24 protein-coding genes are annotated in these 17,401 nt (G+C 45.9%); 13 read left to right on the forward strand and 11 right to left on the reverse strand.

From position 1 onward, the window contains the following. Positions 1 to 48: 48 nt before the first annotated feature. From rpsI to zapE, 3 genes are all read right to left on the reverse strand, one after another. Positions 49 to 441: a 30S ribosomal protein S9 gene (gene rpsI, locus LSG37_RS19265; RefSeq protein ID WP_008899943.1), complete on the reverse strand. Its 393-nt coding sequence runs from the start codon at positions 439 to 441 to the stop codon at positions 49 to 51. A gap of 12 nt (positions 442 to 453) precedes the next feature. After that, complete coding sequence (gene rplM, locus LSG37_RS19270) at positions 454 to 882, reverse strand: 50S ribosomal protein L13 (RefSeq protein ID WP_233081559.1); 429 nt, start codon at positions 880 to 882, stop codon at positions 454 to 456. 176 nt (positions 883 to 1,058) lie between these two features. Further along, on the reverse strand, positions 1,059 to 2,153 hold the full coding sequence (zapE, locus tag LSG37_RS19275) for a cell division protein ZapE (protein ID WP_233081561.1): 1,095 nt from the start codon (positions 2,151 to 2,153) through the stop codon (positions 1,059 to 1,061). A 124-nt stretch (positions 2,154 to 2,277) separates the two neighbouring features. On the opposite strand from zapE, the gene LSG37_RS19280 reads away from it, so the two are divergent. From LSG37_RS19280 to LSG37_RS19290, 3 genes are all read left to right on the forward strand, one after another. Then, on the forward strand, positions 2,278 to 2,730 hold the full coding sequence (locus LSG37_RS19280) for a Z-ring associated ZapG family protein (RefSeq protein ID WP_008899946.1): 453 nt from the start codon (positions 2,278 to 2,280) through the stop codon (positions 2,728 to 2,730). A gap of 59 nt (positions 2,731 to 2,789) precedes the next feature. After that, on the forward strand, positions 2,790 to 4,151 hold the full coding sequence (locus LSG37_RS19285) for a Do family serine endopeptidase (protein WP_233081563.1): 1,362 nt from the start codon (positions 2,790 to 2,792) through the stop codon (positions 4,149 to 4,151). Between the two features lie 146 nt (positions 4,152 to 4,297). Continuing rightward, positions 4,298 to 5,320 carry a trypsin-like peptidase domain-containing protein gene (locus LSG37_RS19290; protein WP_233081565.1) on the forward strand — a complete coding sequence of 341 codons (1,023 nt, stop codon included), beginning with the start codon at positions 4,298 to 4,300 and terminating at the stop codon, positions 5,318 to 5,320. A gap of 63 nt (positions 5,321 to 5,383) precedes the next feature. Here LSG37_RS19290 and murA read toward each other — a convergent pair whose 3' ends face one another. Genes murA through LSG37_RS19325 form a run of 7 tightly spaced genes read right to left on the reverse strand, consistent with a single transcriptional unit; the run spans position 5,384 to position 9,934 of the window. Next, positions 5,384 to 6,646, reverse strand: coding sequence for a UDP-N-acetylglucosamine 1-carboxyvinyltransferase (gene murA / locus LSG37_RS19295; protein ID WP_233081566.1), 1,263 nt, complete (start codon positions 6,644 to 6,646; stop codon positions 5,384 to 5,386). Between the two features lie 9 nt (positions 6,647 to 6,655). After that, positions 6,656 to 6,913 carry a BolA family protein gene (locus LSG37_RS19300; RefSeq protein WP_233081567.1) on the reverse strand — a complete coding sequence of 86 codons (258 nt, stop codon included), beginning with the start codon at positions 6,911 to 6,913 and terminating at the stop codon, positions 6,656 to 6,658. Continuing rightward, positions 6,903 to 7,214, reverse strand: coding sequence for an STAS domain-containing protein (locus tag LSG37_RS19305; protein ID WP_233081568.1), 312 nt, complete (start codon positions 7,212 to 7,214; stop codon positions 6,903 to 6,905). The genes LSG37_RS19300 and LSG37_RS19305 overlap by 11 nt, the downstream gene beginning before the upstream one ends. Beyond that, positions 7,201 to 7,866 (reverse strand): MlaC/ttg2D family ABC transporter substrate-binding protein, encoded by a 666-nt coding sequence (locus LSG37_RS19310; protein ID WP_233081570.1) that lies wholly within the window; start codon positions 7,864 to 7,866, stop codon positions 7,201 to 7,203. The genes LSG37_RS19305 and LSG37_RS19310 overlap by 14 nt, the downstream gene beginning before the upstream one ends. Before the next feature lie 2 nt (positions 7,867 to 7,868). Continuing rightward, positions 7,869 to 8,336: an outer membrane lipid asymmetry maintenance protein MlaD gene (gene mlaD, locus LSG37_RS19315; protein WP_127684977.1), complete on the reverse strand. Its 468-nt coding sequence runs from the start codon at positions 8,334 to 8,336 to the stop codon at positions 7,869 to 7,871. Positions 8,337 to 8,339: 3 nt separating this feature from the next. Next, complete coding sequence (gene mlaE, locus LSG37_RS19320) at positions 8,340 to 9,122, reverse strand: lipid asymmetry maintenance ABC transporter permease subunit MlaE (protein ID WP_366515582.1); 783 nt, start codon at positions 9,120 to 9,122, stop codon at positions 8,340 to 8,342. Further along, positions 9,119 to 9,934 carry an ATP-binding cassette domain-containing protein gene (locus tag LSG37_RS19325; protein WP_233081571.1) on the reverse strand — a complete coding sequence of 272 codons (816 nt, stop codon included), beginning with the start codon at positions 9,932 to 9,934 and terminating at the stop codon, positions 9,119 to 9,121. Before LSG37_RS19325 ends, mlaE begins: the two co-directional genes overlap by 4 nt. Positions 9,935 to 10,306: 372 nt before the next feature. Here LSG37_RS19325 and LSG37_RS19330 point away from each other — a divergent pair, with 372 nt between their 5' ends. The 10 genes from LSG37_RS19330 to LSG37_RS19375 are packed head-to-tail and all read left to right on the forward strand — an operon-like array spanning position 10,307 to position 17,046. Next, positions 10,307 to 11,275, forward strand: coding sequence for a KpsF/GutQ family sugar-phosphate isomerase (locus LSG37_RS19330; RefSeq protein WP_233081572.1), 969 nt, complete (start codon positions 10,307 to 10,309; stop codon positions 11,273 to 11,275). After that, positions 11,275 to 11,832, forward strand: coding sequence for a 3-deoxy-manno-octulosonate-8-phosphatase KdsC (gene kdsC, locus LSG37_RS19335; RefSeq protein WP_233081573.1), 558 nt, complete (start codon positions 11,275 to 11,277; stop codon positions 11,830 to 11,832). Before LSG37_RS19330 ends, kdsC begins: the two co-directional genes overlap by 1 nt. Further along, positions 11,829 to 12,383, forward strand: a complete 555-nt coding sequence (gene lptC, locus LSG37_RS19340) for an LPS export ABC transporter periplasmic protein LptC (RefSeq protein WP_233081575.1) — start codon at positions 11,829 to 11,831, stop codon at positions 12,381 to 12,383. Before kdsC ends, lptC begins: the two co-directional genes overlap by 4 nt. After that, entirely contained in the window at positions 12,373 to 12,867 is a 495-nt protein-coding gene (gene lptA / locus LSG37_RS19345; protein WP_233081577.1) for a lipopolysaccharide transport periplasmic protein LptA, read from the forward strand. Before lptC ends, lptA begins: the two co-directional genes overlap by 11 nt. After that, positions 12,867 to 13,589: an LPS export ABC transporter ATP-binding protein gene (lptB, locus tag LSG37_RS19350; protein ID WP_233081578.1), complete on the forward strand. Its 723-nt coding sequence runs from the start codon at positions 12,867 to 12,869 to the stop codon at positions 13,587 to 13,589. Before lptA ends, lptB begins: the two co-directional genes overlap by 1 nt. A 47-nt stretch (positions 13,590 to 13,636) precedes the next feature. Next, complete coding sequence (locus LSG37_RS19355; protein WP_269836672.1) at positions 13,637 to 15,130, forward strand: RNA polymerase factor sigma-54; 1,494 nt, start codon at positions 13,637 to 13,639, stop codon at positions 15,128 to 15,130. Positions 15,131 to 15,155: 25 nt separating this feature from the next. Next, positions 15,156 to 15,443 (forward strand): ribosome hibernation promoting factor, encoded by a 288-nt coding sequence (hpf, locus tag LSG37_RS19360; protein ID WP_233081581.1) that lies wholly within the window; start codon positions 15,156 to 15,158, stop codon positions 15,441 to 15,443. Between the two features lie 10 nt (positions 15,444 to 15,453). After that, complete coding sequence (ptsN, locus tag LSG37_RS19365; protein ID WP_233081582.1) at positions 15,454 to 15,924, forward strand: PTS IIA-like nitrogen regulatory protein PtsN; 471 nt, start codon at positions 15,454 to 15,456, stop codon at positions 15,922 to 15,924. Beyond that, positions 15,921 to 16,778, forward strand: a complete 858-nt coding sequence (gene rapZ, locus LSG37_RS19370; RefSeq protein ID WP_233081584.1) for an RNase adapter RapZ — start codon at positions 15,921 to 15,923, stop codon at positions 16,776 to 16,778. Before ptsN ends, rapZ begins: the two co-directional genes overlap by 4 nt. Continuing rightward, on the forward strand, positions 16,768 to 17,046 hold the full coding sequence (locus LSG37_RS19375) for an HPr family phosphocarrier protein (protein WP_233081586.1): 279 nt from the start codon (positions 16,768 to 16,770) through the stop codon (positions 17,044 to 17,046). The genes rapZ and LSG37_RS19375 overlap by 11 nt, the downstream gene beginning before the upstream one ends. 16 nt (positions 17,047 to 17,062) lie before the next feature. On the opposite strand, the gene LSG37_RS19380 is transcribed toward LSG37_RS19375, so the two are convergent. Then, entirely contained in the window at positions 17,063 to 17,395 is a 333-nt protein-coding gene (locus LSG37_RS19380; RefSeq protein WP_233081588.1) for a Na+/H+ antiporter subunit G, read from the reverse strand. Positions 17,396 to 17,401: the final 6 nt, after the last annotated feature.

Raw genomic sequence — 17,401 nt, forward strand, 5'->3', positions numbered from 1 at the left:
AAATAAAAAACCCGGTATAAAACCGGGTTCTTTGCAACAAAAAACGAATTAACGTTTTGAGTACTGTGGACGCTTACGAGCTTTATGCAGACCCACTTTCTTACGTTCAACTTTACGGGCGTCACGTGTGACGAAACCAGCTTTACGTAATGCAGGGCGCAGAGACTCGTCGAACTCCATCAGAGCGCGGGTGATACCGTGGCGGATTGCGCCAGCCTGACCAGAAATACCACCACCTTTAACAGTGACGTATAAGTCAAACTTGCCTACCATTTCCACTAACTCTAACGGTTGCATAACAACCATACGAGCAGTTTCACGACCGAAGTATTCAGTGATAGAGCGTTGGTTGATAACGATGTTACCTGAACCTGCTTTGATGAATACACGAGCTGTAGAGGTCTTACGACGACCAGTACCGTAATATTGATTAGTTGCCATGTTCTGCTCCGATTAGATATCTAAAACTTGCGGTTGCTGAGCAGCATGTTGATGCTCGGCGCCTGCATATACTTTTAACTTACGGAACATAGCGCGGCCCAGAGGACCTTTAGGCAACATACCTTTTACGGCTGCTTCCAATACCATCTCCGGCTTCTTCACAAGCAGTTTTTCAAAGTTAATTTCTTTGATACCACCTGGGAAACCACTGTGAGAGTAGTACATTTTGTTTTTTGCTTTGTTACCAGTGACAGTCACTTTATCAGCATTTACAACGATGATGTAATCACCGGTATCAACGTGTGGAGTGAACTCTGGTTTGTGCTTTCCGCGTAAACGAAGAGCGATCTCAGTTGCGATACGACCAAGTGTCTTATCTGTTGCATCAACAACGAACCAGTCACGTTGAACGCTTTCTGGCTTAGCAGTAAAAGTTTTCATCTAAAAACTACCCAAAAAAAATAACACTGTTACACCTAACACAATCTTCATTGTGTCGCTTATCGCACCCCTTCGAGTACATAAACTGCCAGGCTACGGCAATTTCAGGCTGTAACGTGGGCCGGGCGCGGATTATATAGTAACCACTGACAAAAAACAGCCATTTCTGTAAAAAATTACGGTAAATGTTCACTAGCCAGATAGTCGTGCGATTGCATTTCCTGTAAACGGCTTAAACAACGCTTAAATTCAAAAGACAAAATGCCTTCTGTATAGAGGTGTTCCATAGGCACAGAAGCGGAAATAATCAGTTTAACGTGGCGCTCATAGAACTCATCCACCAGCGCAATAAAGCGTCTGGCCACATCATCGCGGGTTTGCCCCATCTGCGTCACATTCGACAGTAAGACAGTGTGGTAACACTTACTCAGCTCCATATAGTCATATTGACTACGAGCTGTTTCACATAGCTCTGGAAAATCAAACCAGATAATACCATCCGCTTCTTTACGACTGGTCAGGGTCCGGCCTGCTATCTCTATTTGTGCTTTATCCTGACGAGGCTCCACCGATAAGGCCAAAAAGTATTCAGCCAAATTACAATCTGCTTTTTCATCCAGCGGCGAATGATAAATTTCAGCCTGAGTTAAAGTGCGAAGACGGTAATCGATACCACTGTCGACATTCACTATTTCCGTATGTTGCTTAATCAAAGCTATTGCAGGCAGAAAACGCGCCCGCTGTAGGCCATTACGATACAAACCATCAGGCTCAATGTTAGAGGTGGCCACCAACGTAATACCACGGGCAAACAACTCTTGCATCAGGGTGCCTAAAATCATTGCGTCTGTAATGTCAGAGACAAAAAATTCATCAAAACACAAAATATCAGTTTCAGCTTTAAAGCGATCGGCCACGATCTTTAGCGGATCAGACACGCCAGGCAGAGACTTTAACTCCTGATGCACTTTGTGCATAAAGCGGTGAAAGTGGATGCGCAGCTTACGTGTGGTCGGCAGACATTCATAAAAAGTATCCACCAAATAGGTTTTACCCCGCCCTACTCCGCCCCAGAAATACAGGCCTTTCAGTGGTTGTGCTTCTGGCTTTTTCCCCAGCAGTTTATCCAGAAAACCTTGCTTAGCAGGCTTCTGTTGCACAAATTGCTGATACAGACGTTCCAGCTGCTGTACTGCATTTTGCTGGGCAGCATCAAACAGAAAATCATCACGTTGGAGGTCTTGTTGATATTTTTGCAGTGGTGTAGTCATGCTGGATATTGAAAAATAAGCCAATTAACCTTAAATAATGGTCGTAATAGTAACATGCCTTACCACTCTGGATAAGAAGATAGGTTAAACTATTGTTGAACTAACTAATTTTTCAGGAGTTGTTATGACTGTTACTTTTGCCTTGGCCTGGTTAGTAGCTGGCTTAGTGGTTGGCATAGTGGCAACCCGCTTGTATTGTTTGCGTCAATTTAATCAAAGCAAACTGCAGGTGGAGCTAAACGAAACCAAACAGCAGCTGCAGCAATACCGTAGCGATGTCACAGAGCACGTGGAAACCACTCATCAATTGATGAGTCAGCTTCACGAGAACTACGAAAAAATTGCCCGCCATATGGCTCAGACCAAGATGCAGTTGATCGAAAGACCAACTTTTGACAACCGTAGCGAGCTGAATTATTTCGCAGCAGACACTACGGCACAGATACGCCAGTCGATCCATAAACTGGATGAGCGTCGCAAAGTGAAGGACGAACCGTCCTATCAGCCATTGGATTATTCCAATACAGCCAGTGGCTTAATGAAAAATAAAACTGAGCGAAACTCATCGGACAACTGAACTTTTCGACTGGTAAAGCATTCTTAGTGGCGTCATCCGTACGAAGGAGCATTACCTATATGAAGTCGCAGTTATCTTTAGTTACTGTCAGTATTTTAACCGCCTTTCTGCTGGCGCAACCCGCGCCAGCTCAGGCTAAGTTGCCATTTTTTGGCGCTGGCGATCAGGAAATGCCAAGTCTGGCGCCTATGCTGGAGAATGTGACTCCTGCTGTAGTCAATATCTCAGTGGCCGGCAGCCGCGAAGTTCGTCAACGCTTACCCGGTGGTTTAGAGCAATTCCTTGGCCGCCGCGGCGAGTTACGCCAGGAACAGCCTTTCCGTGGTTTGGGTTCAGGCGTCATCATCGATGCTAAAAAAGGTTATGTGGTGACTAACCATCACGTGATTAATGAGGCTTCTGAAATTCAGGTGACCTTAAAAGATGGTCGCAGTTACAAAGCGAAAAGAATTGGCGAAGATCCAGAAAGCGATATAGCTCTGCTGCAAATTGAAGCTGAAGATCTAACTCAGGTTGAACTGGCGGATTCAGATGTTTTAAGAGTGGGCGATTTTACTATAGCTATAGGAAACCCCTTTGGCTTAGGGCAAACCGTCACTTCAGGTATTGTCAGTGCTTTAGGCCGTGGTGGTTTAGGCATTGAAGGTTATGAAGATTTTATCCAAACCGATGCAGCCATTAACAGCGGCAACTCAGGCGGCGCTTTAGTCAACCTCAAAGGCCAGTTGATTGGTATCAATACCGCCATTATAGGTCCTAATGGCGGCAATATAGGCATAGGTTTTGCTATTCCTGCCAATATGATGAAAAACCTGGTCGCCCAGTTTGTTGAATTCGGTGAAGTGCGTCGTGGTGCTTTAGGTGTACGCGGCGGTGATTTAAACGCTGAAATTGCCAAAGCAATGAAAACCAAAACCAGCAAAGGTGGTTGGGTACAAGAAGTGATCCCAGGTTCAGCAGCCGATAAAGCTGGCCTGAAAAGTGGTGATATTATTACCCATCTGAACGGTAAAAAGATTGAGTCTTTTACTGAAGTTCGCGCCAAAATAGCCACGCTAGGTGTAGGCAAAGAAATAGCTTTAGGTATTTTGCGTGATGATAAAGCGCTAACAGTGAAAGTGACGCTGGAAGCTGCAGAAGCTGCCACAGCAGAAGCGAAAGTACTGCATCCAATGCTTGAAGGTGCCAGTTTAACCGATGGTAAAACACCGGATGGTGAGAATGGGATTGTGGTGGATGAAGTTGCAGCCCGCTCCCCTGCTGCTGCATTAGGACTGGAAAAAGGCGATGTGATTATTGGTGTTAGTCGCAGCAGAGTGACCAGCACCAAAGAGTTACGAGAGCTGCTGAGTAAAAGCTCCGGCATCATAGCATTGCAGGTTCAACGCGGTAATCGCATCCTTTACGTATTGATACGTTAACTTTTTGCAGTAGCAAGCCTGTGGCTTGCTACTGCAACTCCATATTTAGTGTTATGCTTGCAAAATCTTTTGTTTCATAACTTCTCCCAGTGCCCAAACTTCTGATTAGTCTATTAAAAAGTGTTGCTTATGGTCTTGCACTTGCAATGCTGTGGTTGGTCTTTTTCAACCAGGGTCAGGGATTAAACCTGAATTTCTGGCAACAAAAAGAATCAGTGCCAGCACCTGTGTCTTATTCCAGAGCAGTGCGCGCCGCGGCACCGGCTGTTGTCAATGTCTATACCAAAAGCACCACTCAGGATCCCCGTTCTTACCAAAGCAGAACTATAGAGCGTCAAGAGCTTGGCTCCGGTGTCATTATGAATGCTCAGGGTTATGTGCTGACTAATTATCATGTGGTCTATGGAGCCGACCAGATTTCAGTAGCGTTGCAGGATGGCCGGGTCTTTGACGCGATACTGATTGGCCAGGACCAACTGACAGACTTAGCTGTATTGTATGTCGAAGCCGACAACTTACCTGTGATCCCACAGGATGATAGCTTAGAGCCTCAGGTTGGAGATGTGGTACTGGCAATAGGCAATCCCTTTAATTTGGGTCAGGCCATTACTCAGGGTGTTATAAGTGCAACAGGCCGAGGCGGCTTGAGCCCAGCAAACGGTTATGCCGACTTTATGCAAATGGACGCTGCCATTAATGCGGGTAACTCAGGCGGTGCTTTAATTAACAGCAATGGCGTGTTAGTCGGTATCAACACTGCGGCTTTCCAACGCCAGCGTAATCTGGACATTCAGGGTATATTTTTTGCGGTGCCTTATAGCTTAGCCAGTAATGTTCTGCAGAAACTGATCCAGCATGGTCGCGTGATCCGTGGTTATTTAGGTGTCAGTGGAGACCCTGTGGTTAATCCTGCAGGCGATCCGATGATATCCACAGCCCAAACTTTATTTGGTGTCAAAATCAGCGCCATAGAACCTTTAAGTCCTGCCGCTATAGCGGGTTTAGAAATTGGCGATATATTACAGAAAATTAATGGTGTGACTTTAACCAGCGTACATCATGCGCTGGATTTGATTGCGGAAACCCAACCAGACACCACCTTACAAATGTCGATTGAACGCAATGGCAAGGCTTTGACTATACCTGTGGTGATTAGAGAACTTAACTAACCATTCAAGCTGACATAAAAAAGCCAGTGACTAAGCACTGGCTTTTATGTTTAAAGCAACAAATCAGGCTGGAGCATTGATCCGTTGGATATTGGCACCTAAGCCTTTAAGCTTATGCTCTATCTGCTCGTAACCCCGGTCGATGTGGTAGATACGATCAACCACAGTCTCACCTTCAGCCACTAAGCCTGCAATCACTAAACTGGCGGAAGCTCTCAGGTCTGTTGCCATCACCTGAGCACCTGTCAGCTTGTCACTGTGCTTAATCAGCGCTGTGTTGCCTTCAAGCTGGATATCAGCCCCCATACGTTGCAACTCTGGTACATGCATAAAACGATTTTCAAAAATCGTTTCTGTCACCATGCCTACGCCTTCTGCCACCACATTCAACACAGTAAACTGAGCTTGCATATCGGTAGGAAAGCCAGGGTGAGGTACAGTTTTTACGTTGACTGATTTTAACGTACGGCCCGCCATATTCAGCCGGATCCAATCTGGTCCTGTACTGACATCGGCACCGGCCTCACGCAGTTTCTCAAGCACAACTTCCAGTTCTGCCGGAGAAGCATTTAAACAGGTCACATCCCCGCCTGTCACAGCAGCAGCCACTAAAAAAGTACCAGTTTCAATGCGGTCTGGTAACACTGTATGACAAGCGCCATGCAGCTTTTCTTTACCCGTAATGCGAATAGTATCAGTGCCTGCGCCCTGAATATCAGCCCCCATAGCAATAAGGTACCGGGCTAAATCCACCACTTCAGGTTCACGGGCTGCGTTTTCAATAATAGTTAAACCATCAGCCAGCACTGCCGCCATCATCAGGTTTTCAGTACCAGTCACACTGACCAGTTCCATAAAAATATGAGCACCATGCAAGCGGCTTGCTTTGGCTTTGATATAACCAGCCTCGACCGTGATTTCAGCGCCCATTTTGCGCAGACCGTCTATATGCAAATTCACCGGACGAGCGCCAATAGCGCAGCCGCCAGGCAACGACACTTCAGCATGACCAAAACGAGCCAATAGAGGACCTAAAGCCAGAATAGAAGCGCGCATGGTTTTCACCAGCTCGTAGGGAGCCATCTGACTGTGAATAGCAGTGGCATCCACTGTCACCTGATGGCCGTCACGGCTGACTTCAGCACCAAAAATGCGCAACAATTTAAAGGTGGTATCAATGTCTTTTAACACAGGGACATTGCTCAGCACTGACGGCTGCTCTGCCAAAATAGTGGCAAATAAAATAGGAAGTGCGGCATTTTTAGCGCCGGAAATAACAACGTCACCTTTTAAGGTGGCGCCGCCTGAAACCAGAAATTGTTGCATCTTTAGCTACTATACAGGTGGGTTAAGTAATTTTTCACGGCGCCATTGAGTCGGCGTGAACGTTTTAATTGAAACGGCGTGAATACTACCATCAGCAATAGCTGCCATCAAAGGGGCATAAATCATTTGTTGTTGTTTCACCCGGCTGATGCCATCAAAACAATCCCCAATTGCTGTCACAGCATAATGATTGCCTTCGGCTTTTACATAAACTTCAGCCAGTTTCAGCTCTTCTGTTAAAAGAAGCTCAATATCATTACACTGCATTGCTTTTACCCTCTTCTACCAATGGCAATAAGGCCAGAACGTCGGACAACTTAGCCAGAGAAATTAATTGCTCTGGCGCATGACACATTTGGATGGTTAACCCCATTTTAGCAGCCTGAGCCACCTGATGAAGTAACCAGGCAAGCCCTGCAGTGTCTACCAATGCAAGCTCATGAAAATCAAAGACTACAGTGCCACTTAACTTTTTTAATAGTTTAAATGGCCACTGCGTTGGTACTGTATCCCGATCCAAAGCACCGGAAAACACCAGTGTCTGTTGTTGTTGACTAATTTTTAGCATTATTACCCTGCATAGGAGCTGTGATAGGAGCTTTTGATTTCTCCACTAACAATGCGGTCACGCTGGCCAAACCTTGCTGACGGATCATGTTGCCAAGCTCAGCTCTTTTGCTGTCTAACAAAGAGATACCTTCAGCCACCATGTCAAATACCTGCCAGTTTTCAGAATCTTTGGCACGACGCAGTTTAAACTCGATATTGATATCTGGCTTGCCCGGATCAATAACACGGGTTTTAATGGTGACAATATTTTGCGTACCTACAGCGCGGGCTGGTTCAAAAATCACTTTCTGATTTTTATACTGAGTTAAAGCACCGGCGTAAGTGGCTACCATATAATCTTTAAAAGCCAACACAAAAGCATCACGCTCTTCAGGTTTAGTTTGTTTAATGTAGTTACCTATCACACGAAAAGCAGCATAACGACTGTCGATGTAAGGCACTAATTCTTCATTCACTATCACCCGTAAATGTTCGACATCTTTTTCAATCTTCGGCTGATCGTTAGCAATACGGCGAAACGCCTGATCGGCCACAGCTTCGATCATTTTGTACGGGTCAGTGTAAGTTTTGACTTCCACGGCGGACGCTTGAGCAATCAGGCCTAATGAAATCAATGCAGTAGCTGCAATTTTTACCAGCAATTTTTTCATGCTTAGTTACTTCCTCTGTTAAATAAGAACTGGCCGATTAACTCTTCCAGCACAATAGCGGACTTGGTGTCTTCAACATAATCGCCACTTTTCAGGATGGAGACTGTTTCATCAACAAAACCAGGTTGTAATCCAAGATACTGCTCACCCAATAAACCAGAGGTCAAAATGGCAACTGAACTGGTTTCAGGGAAATTGTTGTATTGGCTGTCAATCTCCATAGCCACTACAGGAGAATATTCTTCAGTGTCGAGATTAATGGAGCGCACACGGCCAACCACTACACCACCTACTTTAATTGGCGATCTCACTTTTAAGCCGCCAATGTTTTCAAACTTGGCATACAACATATAAGTTTCGCCAGACCCCGCCATACCGCTGTTCGCCACTTTCAGGGATAACAACATAAAAGCAGCTATAGCCAGCGCAACAAACAAACCTACCAACACTTCGATTTTGCGAGATGTCATTTTTTATCCACCAAACATTACTGCTGTTAATATAAAGTCAAAACCTAAGACCGCCAGAGAAGATGTCACCACAGTTTGTGTGGTGGCCTGACTAATGCCTTCAGAGGTTGGCACCGCATCAAAGCCTTTATGTAAGGCTATCCAGGTCACAATCAAAGCAAACACAGCACTTTTAATCACGCCGTTCATAATATCCTGCTGGAAATCAACGTTGGCTTGCATTGCAGACCAATAACCGCCGCTATCCACACCTAACCAGTCCACACCCACCAGATGACCACCTAAAATGCCTACGGCAGTAAATATCATCGCCAGCAGAGGCATGCTGATCACGCCAGCCCAAAAACGCGGCGCGATAATACGGCGCAGCGGATCCACAGCCATCATTTCCATACCTGACAACTGCTCAGTCGCTTTCATCAAACCAATTTCAGCAGTTAAAGCGCTACCTGCCCGGCCGGCAAATAATAAAGCTGTCACCACAGGACCCAGTTCGCGCAGTAAACTCAACGCGACTAGCGGGCCTAACATTTGTTCAGCGCCAAATTTCGACAGCACTGTGTAACCCTGCAATGCCAGCACCATGCCGATGAACAAACCAGAGACCAGAATGATCAATAAAGACAACACACCCACCACATACAACTGCTTCAGCAATAAAGGGAAGCTTTTACGTGGTGTTGGCCAGGCAACTAAAGCACCAAACAACATAATGGTAGCCCGGCCCATGCCTTGAATTTTAGCAATACTCTTTTGTCCGAGTTGCTGTAACTTATCCACTATCACTTGGCTAACTCCATTAATTCAGCACTGTAACTGGCCGCTTTAAAGTGGAAAGGTACAGGGCCATCAGACTCTCCCTGTAAAAACTGCTGCACTAGCGCAGAAGGGTGAGCCCGAAGCTCTTCTGGCGTGCCTTGCCCTATAACTTTTTGCTCAGCCACTACATAAACATAGTCAGCAATACTCATCACTTCATTCACGTCATGGGATACCACGACGGACGTTAAACCTAAGGCATTATTCAAAGAGCGGATCAAACGGACTATCACGCCCATTGAAATCGGGTCCTGCCCGGCAAAAGGCTCATCGTACATAATAAGTTGTGGATCTAAAGCGATAGCACGGGCTAACGCAGCACGACGCGCCATACCACCAGACAATTCAGCGGGCATTAAATCCCTCGCACCTCGTAAACCTACAGCTTCTAATTTCATCAGCACCATCAGGCGGATAATATCTTCAGGTAAGCGGGTATGTTCCCGAATAGGAAAGGCTACGTTGTCGTAAACCGACATATCACTGAACATGGCACCGCTTTGGAACAACATGCTCATTTTCTGTCGGGCTTTATACAAATCTTTACGATTGAGCTGAGGTATATCCTGACCATTGATCAGAATTTTCCCTTGTTCAGGCTTTAACTGACCACCGATCAGGCGCAGCAATGTGGTTTTACCAATACCGCTAGGCCCCATGATGGCCGTCACTTTGCCACGCTGAAACTGCATGCTCATGTCATCATAGATCACACGGTCACCGCGTTTAAACGTCAGGTGCTGAATGTCTACCAGAATATCTGACACGTTGATCCTCATTCAAAGACTATAGCGCTTACCGCTAAAATTAAAGGCGCGCAATATACCTATGCACAACAGCGACTTCAAGCCAAGCGGACTCGTAAAACACAGCTATTGTATAGGTTTTTCGCAACGACGACCTTATAAAAAATAGTAACAACTGATTGCAAAAACAGAATAATGAGTTTGTTTTACGTAATCTTTTGCATTTACGCCCAATAAACACGAAAATATCAGCCTTTATCTGGCCGCAAAGTGTGCCGCGCTGAAAATGAATCGCAGCTTAATGCTTAAGCTATCTCTATGATCTGACAGGTTCTCTTACTGGATCCTTTCCAAAGAACTTTAGATCCGAAAAGCCGGCAACAACTAATTGATGGGGATTTTTGCATGACTCTGGATTTTCGCCCTCAGGCCCTGCAGGTGTTGCAGATTGAAGCCGCAGCTGTAACCCAACTGGCAGCTTATATAGACGAGAGTTTTAATCTGGCTTGCCAGATGATGTTTGACTGCAAAGGCCGGGTGATAGTGATTGGCATGGGTAAATCAGGCCACATTGCTCATAAAATTGCCGCCACTTTAGCCTCCACTGGCACGCCCGCGTTTTTTGTTCATCCTGCAGAAGCCAGCCACGGCGATTTAGGCATGATCACCCAGGATGATATTGTGCTGGCTATTTCCAACTCAGGCGAAACCGCTGAAGTTCTGACTATAGTGCCGGTATTAAAACGCCGCGGCATCAAAATGATAGCGATGACAGGCCGTCCTGAATCTACCTTAGCTACTTTATCCAATGTGCATTTATGTGTGCGGGTTGAGCAAGAAGCTTGTCCACTGGGACTGGCACCGACCGCCAGTACTACTGCTACCTTAGCTATGGGTGATGCTATCGCCGTTGCTTTGCTGGATGTTCGTGGTTTTTCCGCTGATGATTTTGCTTTGTCCCACCCAGGTGGCAGCTTAGGCCGTCGTTTATTGTTACGCTTAGAAGATGTAATGCATTTTGGTGATGCCTTGCCAGTGGTGCATCAGCAGGTCAGTCTGAAAGAGGCCTTGCTGGAAATATCCCGCAAAGGCCTGGGGATGACGTCTGTAGTGGATGATTCGGGTAAGCTGGCGGGTTTATTCACCGATGGCGATTTACGCCGGGTACTGGACCAACAAGTCGATTTACACAAAGCCAGCATTGCCAGCCTGATGACTAAAAACTGTATTACCGCCAAACCTGCTATGCTGGCAGCAGAAGCCTTACAAATCATGGAACAACGTAAAATTAATGGCCTTATTGTGGTAAACGAGCAAAATGAACCTGTAGGTGCATTAAATATGCATGACTTGCTGAAAGCTGGGGTGCTCTGATGTCTATTTTATTTAGCCAAATGTATCAGGCCATCAGCCCGGAACTTCAGCAAAAAGCACAAGGGATCCGCTTATTAATTTGTGATGTAGATGGCGTGTTTTCTGATGGCCGTATTTATTTAGGCAATCAGGGAGAGGAACTGAAAGCCTTTCACACCCGCGACGGTTACGGTATTAAAGCCCTACGCCATGCCGGTATTGAAGTAGCGGTGATCACGGGTCGTCGCTCAGAGATAGTGCAGCAGCGCATGACCTCCTTAACAGTGCCGTACATTTATCAAGGTCAGGAAAATAAACTCGCGGCTTTTGCTGAACTCCAACAAACACTGGGACTCGAAGCCTCACAAATTGCCTTTATCGGCGATGATTTGGCCGACTGGGCCGTCATGCAGCATTGTGGTTTAAGTGTTGCGGTGCAGGACGCTCACCCTTACCTTGCGTTGCATGCAGATTACCGTTGTAAATTACCAGGTGGTTTTGGTGCAGTGCGTGAACTCTGTGATTTGCTGTTGACCAGTCAGAACAAATTTGCTGAATTTTCAGGAAGCAGTACATGATCCGTCAATTTTTATGGTTAGTGCTTATTGTGGCTGCTGCCGCCAGTTTTTATAGCTGGCAGGTGCTGGATCAGGAGCAAAGCGGCACTCCTGGCAATCAGGACAATCAGCCTGACTATGTGGCTGTAGACCTGACCCGGATGATTTATGATGAAGAAGGCCATTTGTCGGATCTGATCCGTGCTCAACGTATGGAACACTTCGAACGTTTTGGCTTTTTACAGTTTGATTTCCCTATCTACACCATTTATCAGGAAAAAGTGCCATTATGGCAAGTGACAAGCGAGCAGGCTGTGCTTTATCCTGATGACAAACTCATTCTTGAACACAGAGTGGAGCTGCGCAATATGTCGACTGACCCACTTTTTACCCGGATAGAAACCAATGCAGTTGAGCTTCTGTTCAACAGCAATACGCTGCAATCGAATGAGCAGGTACGAATTTTTGGACTGGGCTTTCAAATCACAGGTAAAGGTATGCTGGCAGATTTGAACGAACAGAACGTAGAGCTGAAACAGCACACAAAAACGGTTTATTACAATGAAAAGTAACATTATTTTACTCAGCATCTTTTTCGCCTTCAGTGGCGCTTCTCTGGCAGGTCCTGACGACTTTAAAAAAGAAATCCAGGTCGGTTCGGATCGTCAGTTTGGTTCTATTAAAGACAAAGTGATGACCTTTGTTGATAACGTCAAAGTAGAACAAGGCAGTTTACTGATTGAAGCAGATAAACTCGAAGTTCTAGCCACTGCTGGTAAAGGCAAAGAAGTGTTTATAGCTTCAGGTCAGCCTGCCACTTATTCGCAGTTACTGGATGGTGAAAAGCCGATTAAAGCCAGTGCCAATGAAATTCGCTACGATGTAGCCAACGGTACGCTAGTGCTGACAGGCAATGCTGAATTGAGCCAGAATGGCAGCATGGTGCAAGGCGCGATCATCAAATACAACCTGGAAAAACAAGAGCTGGAAGCAGAATCTGACGGCAAAAAAACCGAAAGAGTCACCACTGTATTCAGCCCGGAAGGAAAAGAATAATGAAGTTAGTCGCGTCCCATCTGGCGAAAAGTTACAAAGGCCGTCAGGTGGTCAAAGACGTCAGTCTGGAAGTGAATGCAGGGCAAATAGTTGGCTTGTTAGGTCCAAACGGTGCAGGAAAAACCACCACCTTTTATATGATTGTTGGCCTGGTACCATCAGACAAAGGCAAAATCACACTGGATGATAAAGAGATCACTTTTGACCCTATCCATGCCCGTGCCCGTGCCGGTATTGGCTACCTACCGCAGGAAAGCTCCATTTTCCGTAAACTGACGGTTTACGACAATCTGTTAGCCATTTTGCAGCATCGCAAAGATTTAACCGAAGAGCAGCGCGAAGAAAAAGCCGACGCCCTGCTGGACGAGTTCCATATAGGTCATATCCGTAACAGCCTTGGCATGAGTTTATCCGGTGGTGAACGTCGCAGGGTGGAAATAGCGCGGGCATTGGCTGCAGATCCGGCATTTATCCTGTTGGATGAACCTTTTGCTGGTGTTGATCCTATTTCAGTGTTAGATATTAAAAAAATTATTCAGCATCTGTGCCAACGAGGCATTGGAGTGCTTATCACCGACCACAATGTGCGTGAAACGCTTGATGTCTGTGAAATTGCCTATATTGTAAGTCATGGAGAACTGATTGCTGCAGGTACGCCGACTGAGGTTTTAGCAAACCAACAAGTCCGGGATGTCTACCTTGGTGAGCAATTCAGGTTATAGTTTAAAACAACATCCGAATAGGGTTGTTTGGAGAAAATAAGAAGTACATGAAACCGTCTCTGCAACTTCGTCTTGGTCAGCAGCTCACAATGACTCCTCAATTGCAGCAAGCAATTAAACTGCTGCAATTGTCTACTATTGAACTGCAACAGGAAATTCAGGAAGCGCTGGATGCTAATCCATTGCTGGAAGCTGAAGATGACTATGCTGTGTTTCAGGAACCCTCCTCAAAAGATTTAAATCATGGTGCAGAGTTTGACTCCCCCGACTACGACAGCAGTCATGATGAGCACTACGAACCCGAGGTAAAGGACAGCAGCGAAGCGATGTCCGAGCAAAATATTAAAGAAGACCTGCCGCTGGACAGCCACTGGGATGATTTAGTCAGTGCAGCCCCTGTCTCAGGAGCCAATAACTACAACGGTGATGAAGATACGGTATTTCAGGGCGAAACCAGCGAAACTCTGCAAGACTACTTACGCTGGCAGATGCAGCTAACCCCATTCTCAGACACAGACCGTACTATTGCTGAAATTATTATCGAAGCCATAGATGAAAACGGTTTACTGACGATAGGTACAGAAGAAATTCTCGAATCTTTGGGAATACCCGATGTAGAGGCCGACGAAGTTGAAGCTGTGATCAAACGTATCCAGCTATTCGACCCTGTAGGTGTAGGTGCCCGTACCATTCAGGAATGTTTATTGGTACAACTGCGTCAGTTTGACCCTAAAACACCTTATCTGGCCGAAACCCGGCATATTATTAAAGAATATACTGACTTTTTAGCCAACAGAGATTTCCGTTCTCTGATGCGTGTGACTAAACTCAAAGAAGACGACTTAAAAGAAGTGATGCGCCTGATCCACAGCCTGAACCCAAGACCTGGGGCAGATGTGATTCGACAAGAACAGTCGTATGTGATCCCTGATGTATCGGTAGCGAAAATTAAAGGACGCTGGATGGTTGAGTTAAATCCTGATGCGATGCCAAAGATCAGAATTAACGAGCAATATGCCGCCATGTCACGTAATGCCCGTAACGCCTCCGATGGTCAGTTTATCCGTTCCCATTTGCAGGAAGCCAAATGGTTTTTAAAAAGTCTGGAGAGCCGCAACGAAACTTTACTCAAAGTAGCGAACTGCATAGTACAGCAGCAACAGGCGTTCTTTGAACACGGTGAAGAAGCCATGAAACCCATGGTATTAAACGATGTCGCTGAAATGGTGGGAATGCATGAATCAACAATTTCCCGTGTTACGACACAAAAATATATGCACACTCCCAGAGGAATATTTGAACTTAAGTTCTTTTTCTCCAGTCATGTAAGTACAGAGAGTGGTGGTGAATGTTCATCCACCGCCATCCGCGCCTTTATTAAAAAATTGGTGGCGGCGGAAAATCCTGCCAAACCTTTAAGTGACAGCAGGATGGCAGAAATACTGTCAGAACAAGGAATTAATGTCGCACGGCGTACCATTGCCAAGTATCGTGAAGCCTTGTTTATTCCGCCGTCTAATCAGCGCAAGAGCTTGCTTTAACAGCTCTACAAAGAAGGAAGAGTCTATGCAAATCAACTTAACTGGTCGTCATGTAGAAATCACTGAAGCACTGAGAGATTACGTCGATAGCAAATTTTCCAAACTTGAACGTCATTTTGATCATATTAACAATGTACATGTAGTGCTGAACGTGGAAAAATTGAAGCAGATTGCAGAGGCTAAGATGCACCTCAACGGAGGTGAAGTATTCGCTGTATCGGAAGACGAAAATATGTACGCTGCGATAGACCAGTTGATCGACAAACTGGATCGCCAAGTTATTAAACATAAAGAGAAAATTTCTCGTCATTGATTCTGAAACTATGAACCTGAGCTCAATGTTATCGGAGGACTGCACCAAGAGTGCGGTCCTTTTTAATAGTAAAAAACGCATTCTGGAATACATAGCTGAACTGGCACATCAGCGTTTACCGGAAATTCCTGAGTACAACATACTCGAAGCACTGATGAGCCGTGAAAAGCTTGGCTCTACAGGTATTGGCGGTGGTATTGCTATTCCGCATGGCAAATTAAAAAATGTCACCACACCTATGCTGGTGTTTGTTGTCAGCAAAGATCCAATACAGTTTGATGCTATTGATAACCAGGCTGTGGATATTTTCTGCGCCATCCTGATCCCGGAAAATCAATGTCAGACCCATTTATCCACCTTATCAGGCATAGCACGTATGCTGAGCCAGAAAGATTTCACCAAAAAAATCCGTCATAGCGCAAGCAGCCACGATTTGTATCAGTTATTGATGACAAGTGCTGAACAGGTGATAGCAAAATGAAGTTACTGGTCGTCAGTGGTCGATCGGGTTCGGGCAAGTCTGTTGCCCTGCGCGTCATGGAAGACCTAGGTTACTATTGTGTCGATAACATCCCGGTTAATCTACTCCCTACCTTAGCCAACGCCGTTATGGGTCAGTATGAACGGGTGGCTGTCAGTATCGATGTGCGCAACCTGCCACAAGACCCGGATGAGCTGACCGATATTCTGTCTTACCTGCCGCATAAAGTTGACCTGACCATTCTTTACCTCGACGCCGACCATACCAGTTTAATTAAACGCTTCAGTGAGACCCGCCGTTTGCATCCGTTGTCGCATCAGGCCATGTCACTGGATGAAGCCATACAACGCGAACAGCAGCTGTTAGACCCTATCTCCAGCCGTGCTGATTTGTATCTGGATACCACAGAGCTGAACGTACATCAGCTGGCAGAGCAGCTTAGAGAACGTATTCTGGGGCAAAAAACCGGACGTCTGGTTATTTTGTTTGAATCCTTTGGCTTTAAATACGGTATTCCCAAAGACGCTGACTATGTATTTGATGCCCGCTTCCTGCCAAACCCGCACTGGGAACCTGAACTTAAAATCCTGACAGGCTTAGACAAACCTGTGCAAGACTATCTGTCGTCACAAGCCGTAGTGGCTCAGTATATCTGGCAAATTAATCAGTTTATTGGCACCTGGCTGCCCCACTTAGAGCGCAATAACCGTAGCTACCTGACCATAGCTATTGGCTGCACTGGTGGCCAGCACCGTTCAGTTTATATCGCTGAATCTCTGGCTGAAAGTTACCGCTTACAGCGGGAAGACGTGCAAATTCGCCACCGCGAATTGGTAAGACATCATGGCCGATAAACTTCAGAAAACCGTCACTATCGTCAATCAACTCGGCTTACACGCAAGAGCTGCTACTAAGCTGGTGCAATTGTGCCGTCAGTTTGATGCCAAAATTGAATTGCAGCAGGAAGGCCAAACCGCAGATGCCAGCAGTGTGCTTGCACTCCTGATGCTGGCGAGCAGCAAAGGTAAAACTCTGGAAGTTTGTACCCAAGGCGCTCAGGCACAAGAAGCACTAACCGCTGTAGTGACTTTAATCGAAAACGGCTTTGACGAAGAAAACTAAGGCTACAAAAGTACACTTAAAGATCGGCGTTTTGCTTTCCTGACGTTGGTGCAGATGTCTTCAGCTTTAAATGCAGCGCAGCTTTGATTAACATATGAGCGGTAATAGGTGCGGTAATAAATAAAAATAAAGCGATAAGCAACTGCTGTAAACTCAATTCCCCTTTGACAAAGTTAAAATAGACCATAGAGGCCAGCACCAGAGCACCTAAGCCCAGCGTTGTGGCTTTGGTTGGCCCATGCAGGCGGGTATAAAAATCAGGTAGTTTCACCAGAGCAAAGGATCCTAACAACACAAATAACGACCCTGCCACAGCTAACAAAGCTACCAGCCATTCAAGCCAACTCATATCTCA

It is taken from the genome of Rheinheimera soli (genome assembly GCF_021290985.1).
GTDB lineage: Bacteria > Pseudomonadota > Gammaproteobacteria > Enterobacterales > Alteromonadaceae > Pararheinheimera > Pararheinheimera soli.

Coding starts and splice junctions, on each gene's coding strand:
- rpsI (WP_008899943.1), bottom strand. CDS start 441: ATGGCAACTAATCAATATTACGGTACTGGTCGTCGTAAGACCTCTACA.
- rplM (WP_233081559.1), bottom strand. CDS start 882: ATGAAAACTTTTACTGCTAAGCCAGAAAGCGTTCAACGTGACTGGTTC.
- zapE (WP_233081561.1), bottom strand. CDS start 2,153: ATGACTACACCACTGCAAAAATATCAACAAGACCTCCAACGTGATGAT.
- LSG37_RS19280 (WP_008899946.1), top strand. CDS start 2,278: ATGACTGTTACTTTTGCCTTGGCCTGGTTAGTAGCTGGCTTAGTGGTT.
- LSG37_RS19285 (WP_233081563.1), top strand. CDS start 2,790: ATGAAGTCGCAGTTATCTTTAGTTACTGTCAGTATTTTAACCGCCTTT.
- LSG37_RS19290 (WP_233081565.1), top strand. CDS start 4,298: ATGCTGTGGTTGGTCTTTTTCAACCAGGGTCAGGGATTAAACCTGAAT.
- murA (WP_233081566.1), bottom strand. CDS start 6,646: ATGCAACAATTTCTGGTTTCAGGCGGCGCCACCTTAAAAGGTGACGTT.
- LSG37_RS19300 (WP_233081567.1), bottom strand. CDS start 6,913: ATGCAGTGTAATGATATTGAGCTTCTTTTAACAGAAGAGCTGAAACTG.
- LSG37_RS19305 (WP_233081568.1), bottom strand. CDS start 7,214: ATGCTAAAAATTAGTCAACAACAACAGACACTGGTGTTTTCCGGTGCT.
- LSG37_RS19310 (WP_233081570.1), bottom strand. CDS start 7,866: ATGAAAAAATTGCTGGTAAAAATTGCAGCTACTGCATTGATTTCATTA.
- mlaD (WP_127684977.1), bottom strand. CDS start 8,336: ATGACATCTCGCAAAATCGAAGTGTTGGTAGGTTTGTTTGTTGCGCTG.
- LSG37_RS19325 (WP_233081571.1), bottom strand. CDS start 9,934: ATGAGGATCAACGTGTCAGATATTCTGGTAGACATTCAGCACCTGACG.
- LSG37_RS19330 (WP_233081572.1), top strand. CDS start 10,307: ATGACTCTGGATTTTCGCCCTCAGGCCCTGCAGGTGTTGCAGATTGAA.
- kdsC (WP_233081573.1), top strand. CDS start 11,275: ATGTCTATTTTATTTAGCCAAATGTATCAGGCCATCAGCCCGGAACTT.
- lptC (WP_233081575.1), top strand. CDS start 11,829: ATGATCCGTCAATTTTTATGGTTAGTGCTTATTGTGGCTGCTGCCGCC.
- lptA (WP_233081577.1), top strand. CDS start 12,373: ATGAAAAGTAACATTATTTTACTCAGCATCTTTTTCGCCTTCAGTGGC.
- lptB (WP_233081578.1), top strand. CDS start 12,867: ATGAAGTTAGTCGCGTCCCATCTGGCGAAAAGTTACAAAGGCCGTCAG.
- LSG37_RS19355 (WP_269836672.1), top strand. CDS start 13,637: ATGAAACCGTCTCTGCAACTTCGTCTTGGTCAGCAGCTCACAATGACT.
- hpf (WP_233081581.1), top strand. CDS start 15,156: ATGCAAATCAACTTAACTGGTCGTCATGTAGAAATCACTGAAGCACTG.
- ptsN (WP_233081582.1), top strand. CDS start 15,454: ATGAACCTGAGCTCAATGTTATCGGAGGACTGCACCAAGAGTGCGGTC.
- rapZ (WP_233081584.1), top strand. CDS start 15,921: ATGAAGTTACTGGTCGTCAGTGGTCGATCGGGTTCGGGCAAGTCTGTT.
- LSG37_RS19375 (WP_233081586.1), top strand. CDS start 16,768: ATGGCCGATAAACTTCAGAAAACCGTCACTATCGTCAATCAACTCGGC.
- LSG37_RS19380 (WP_233081588.1), bottom strand. CDS start 17,395: ATGAGTTGGCTTGAATGGCTGGTAGCTTTGTTAGCTGTGGCAGGGTCG.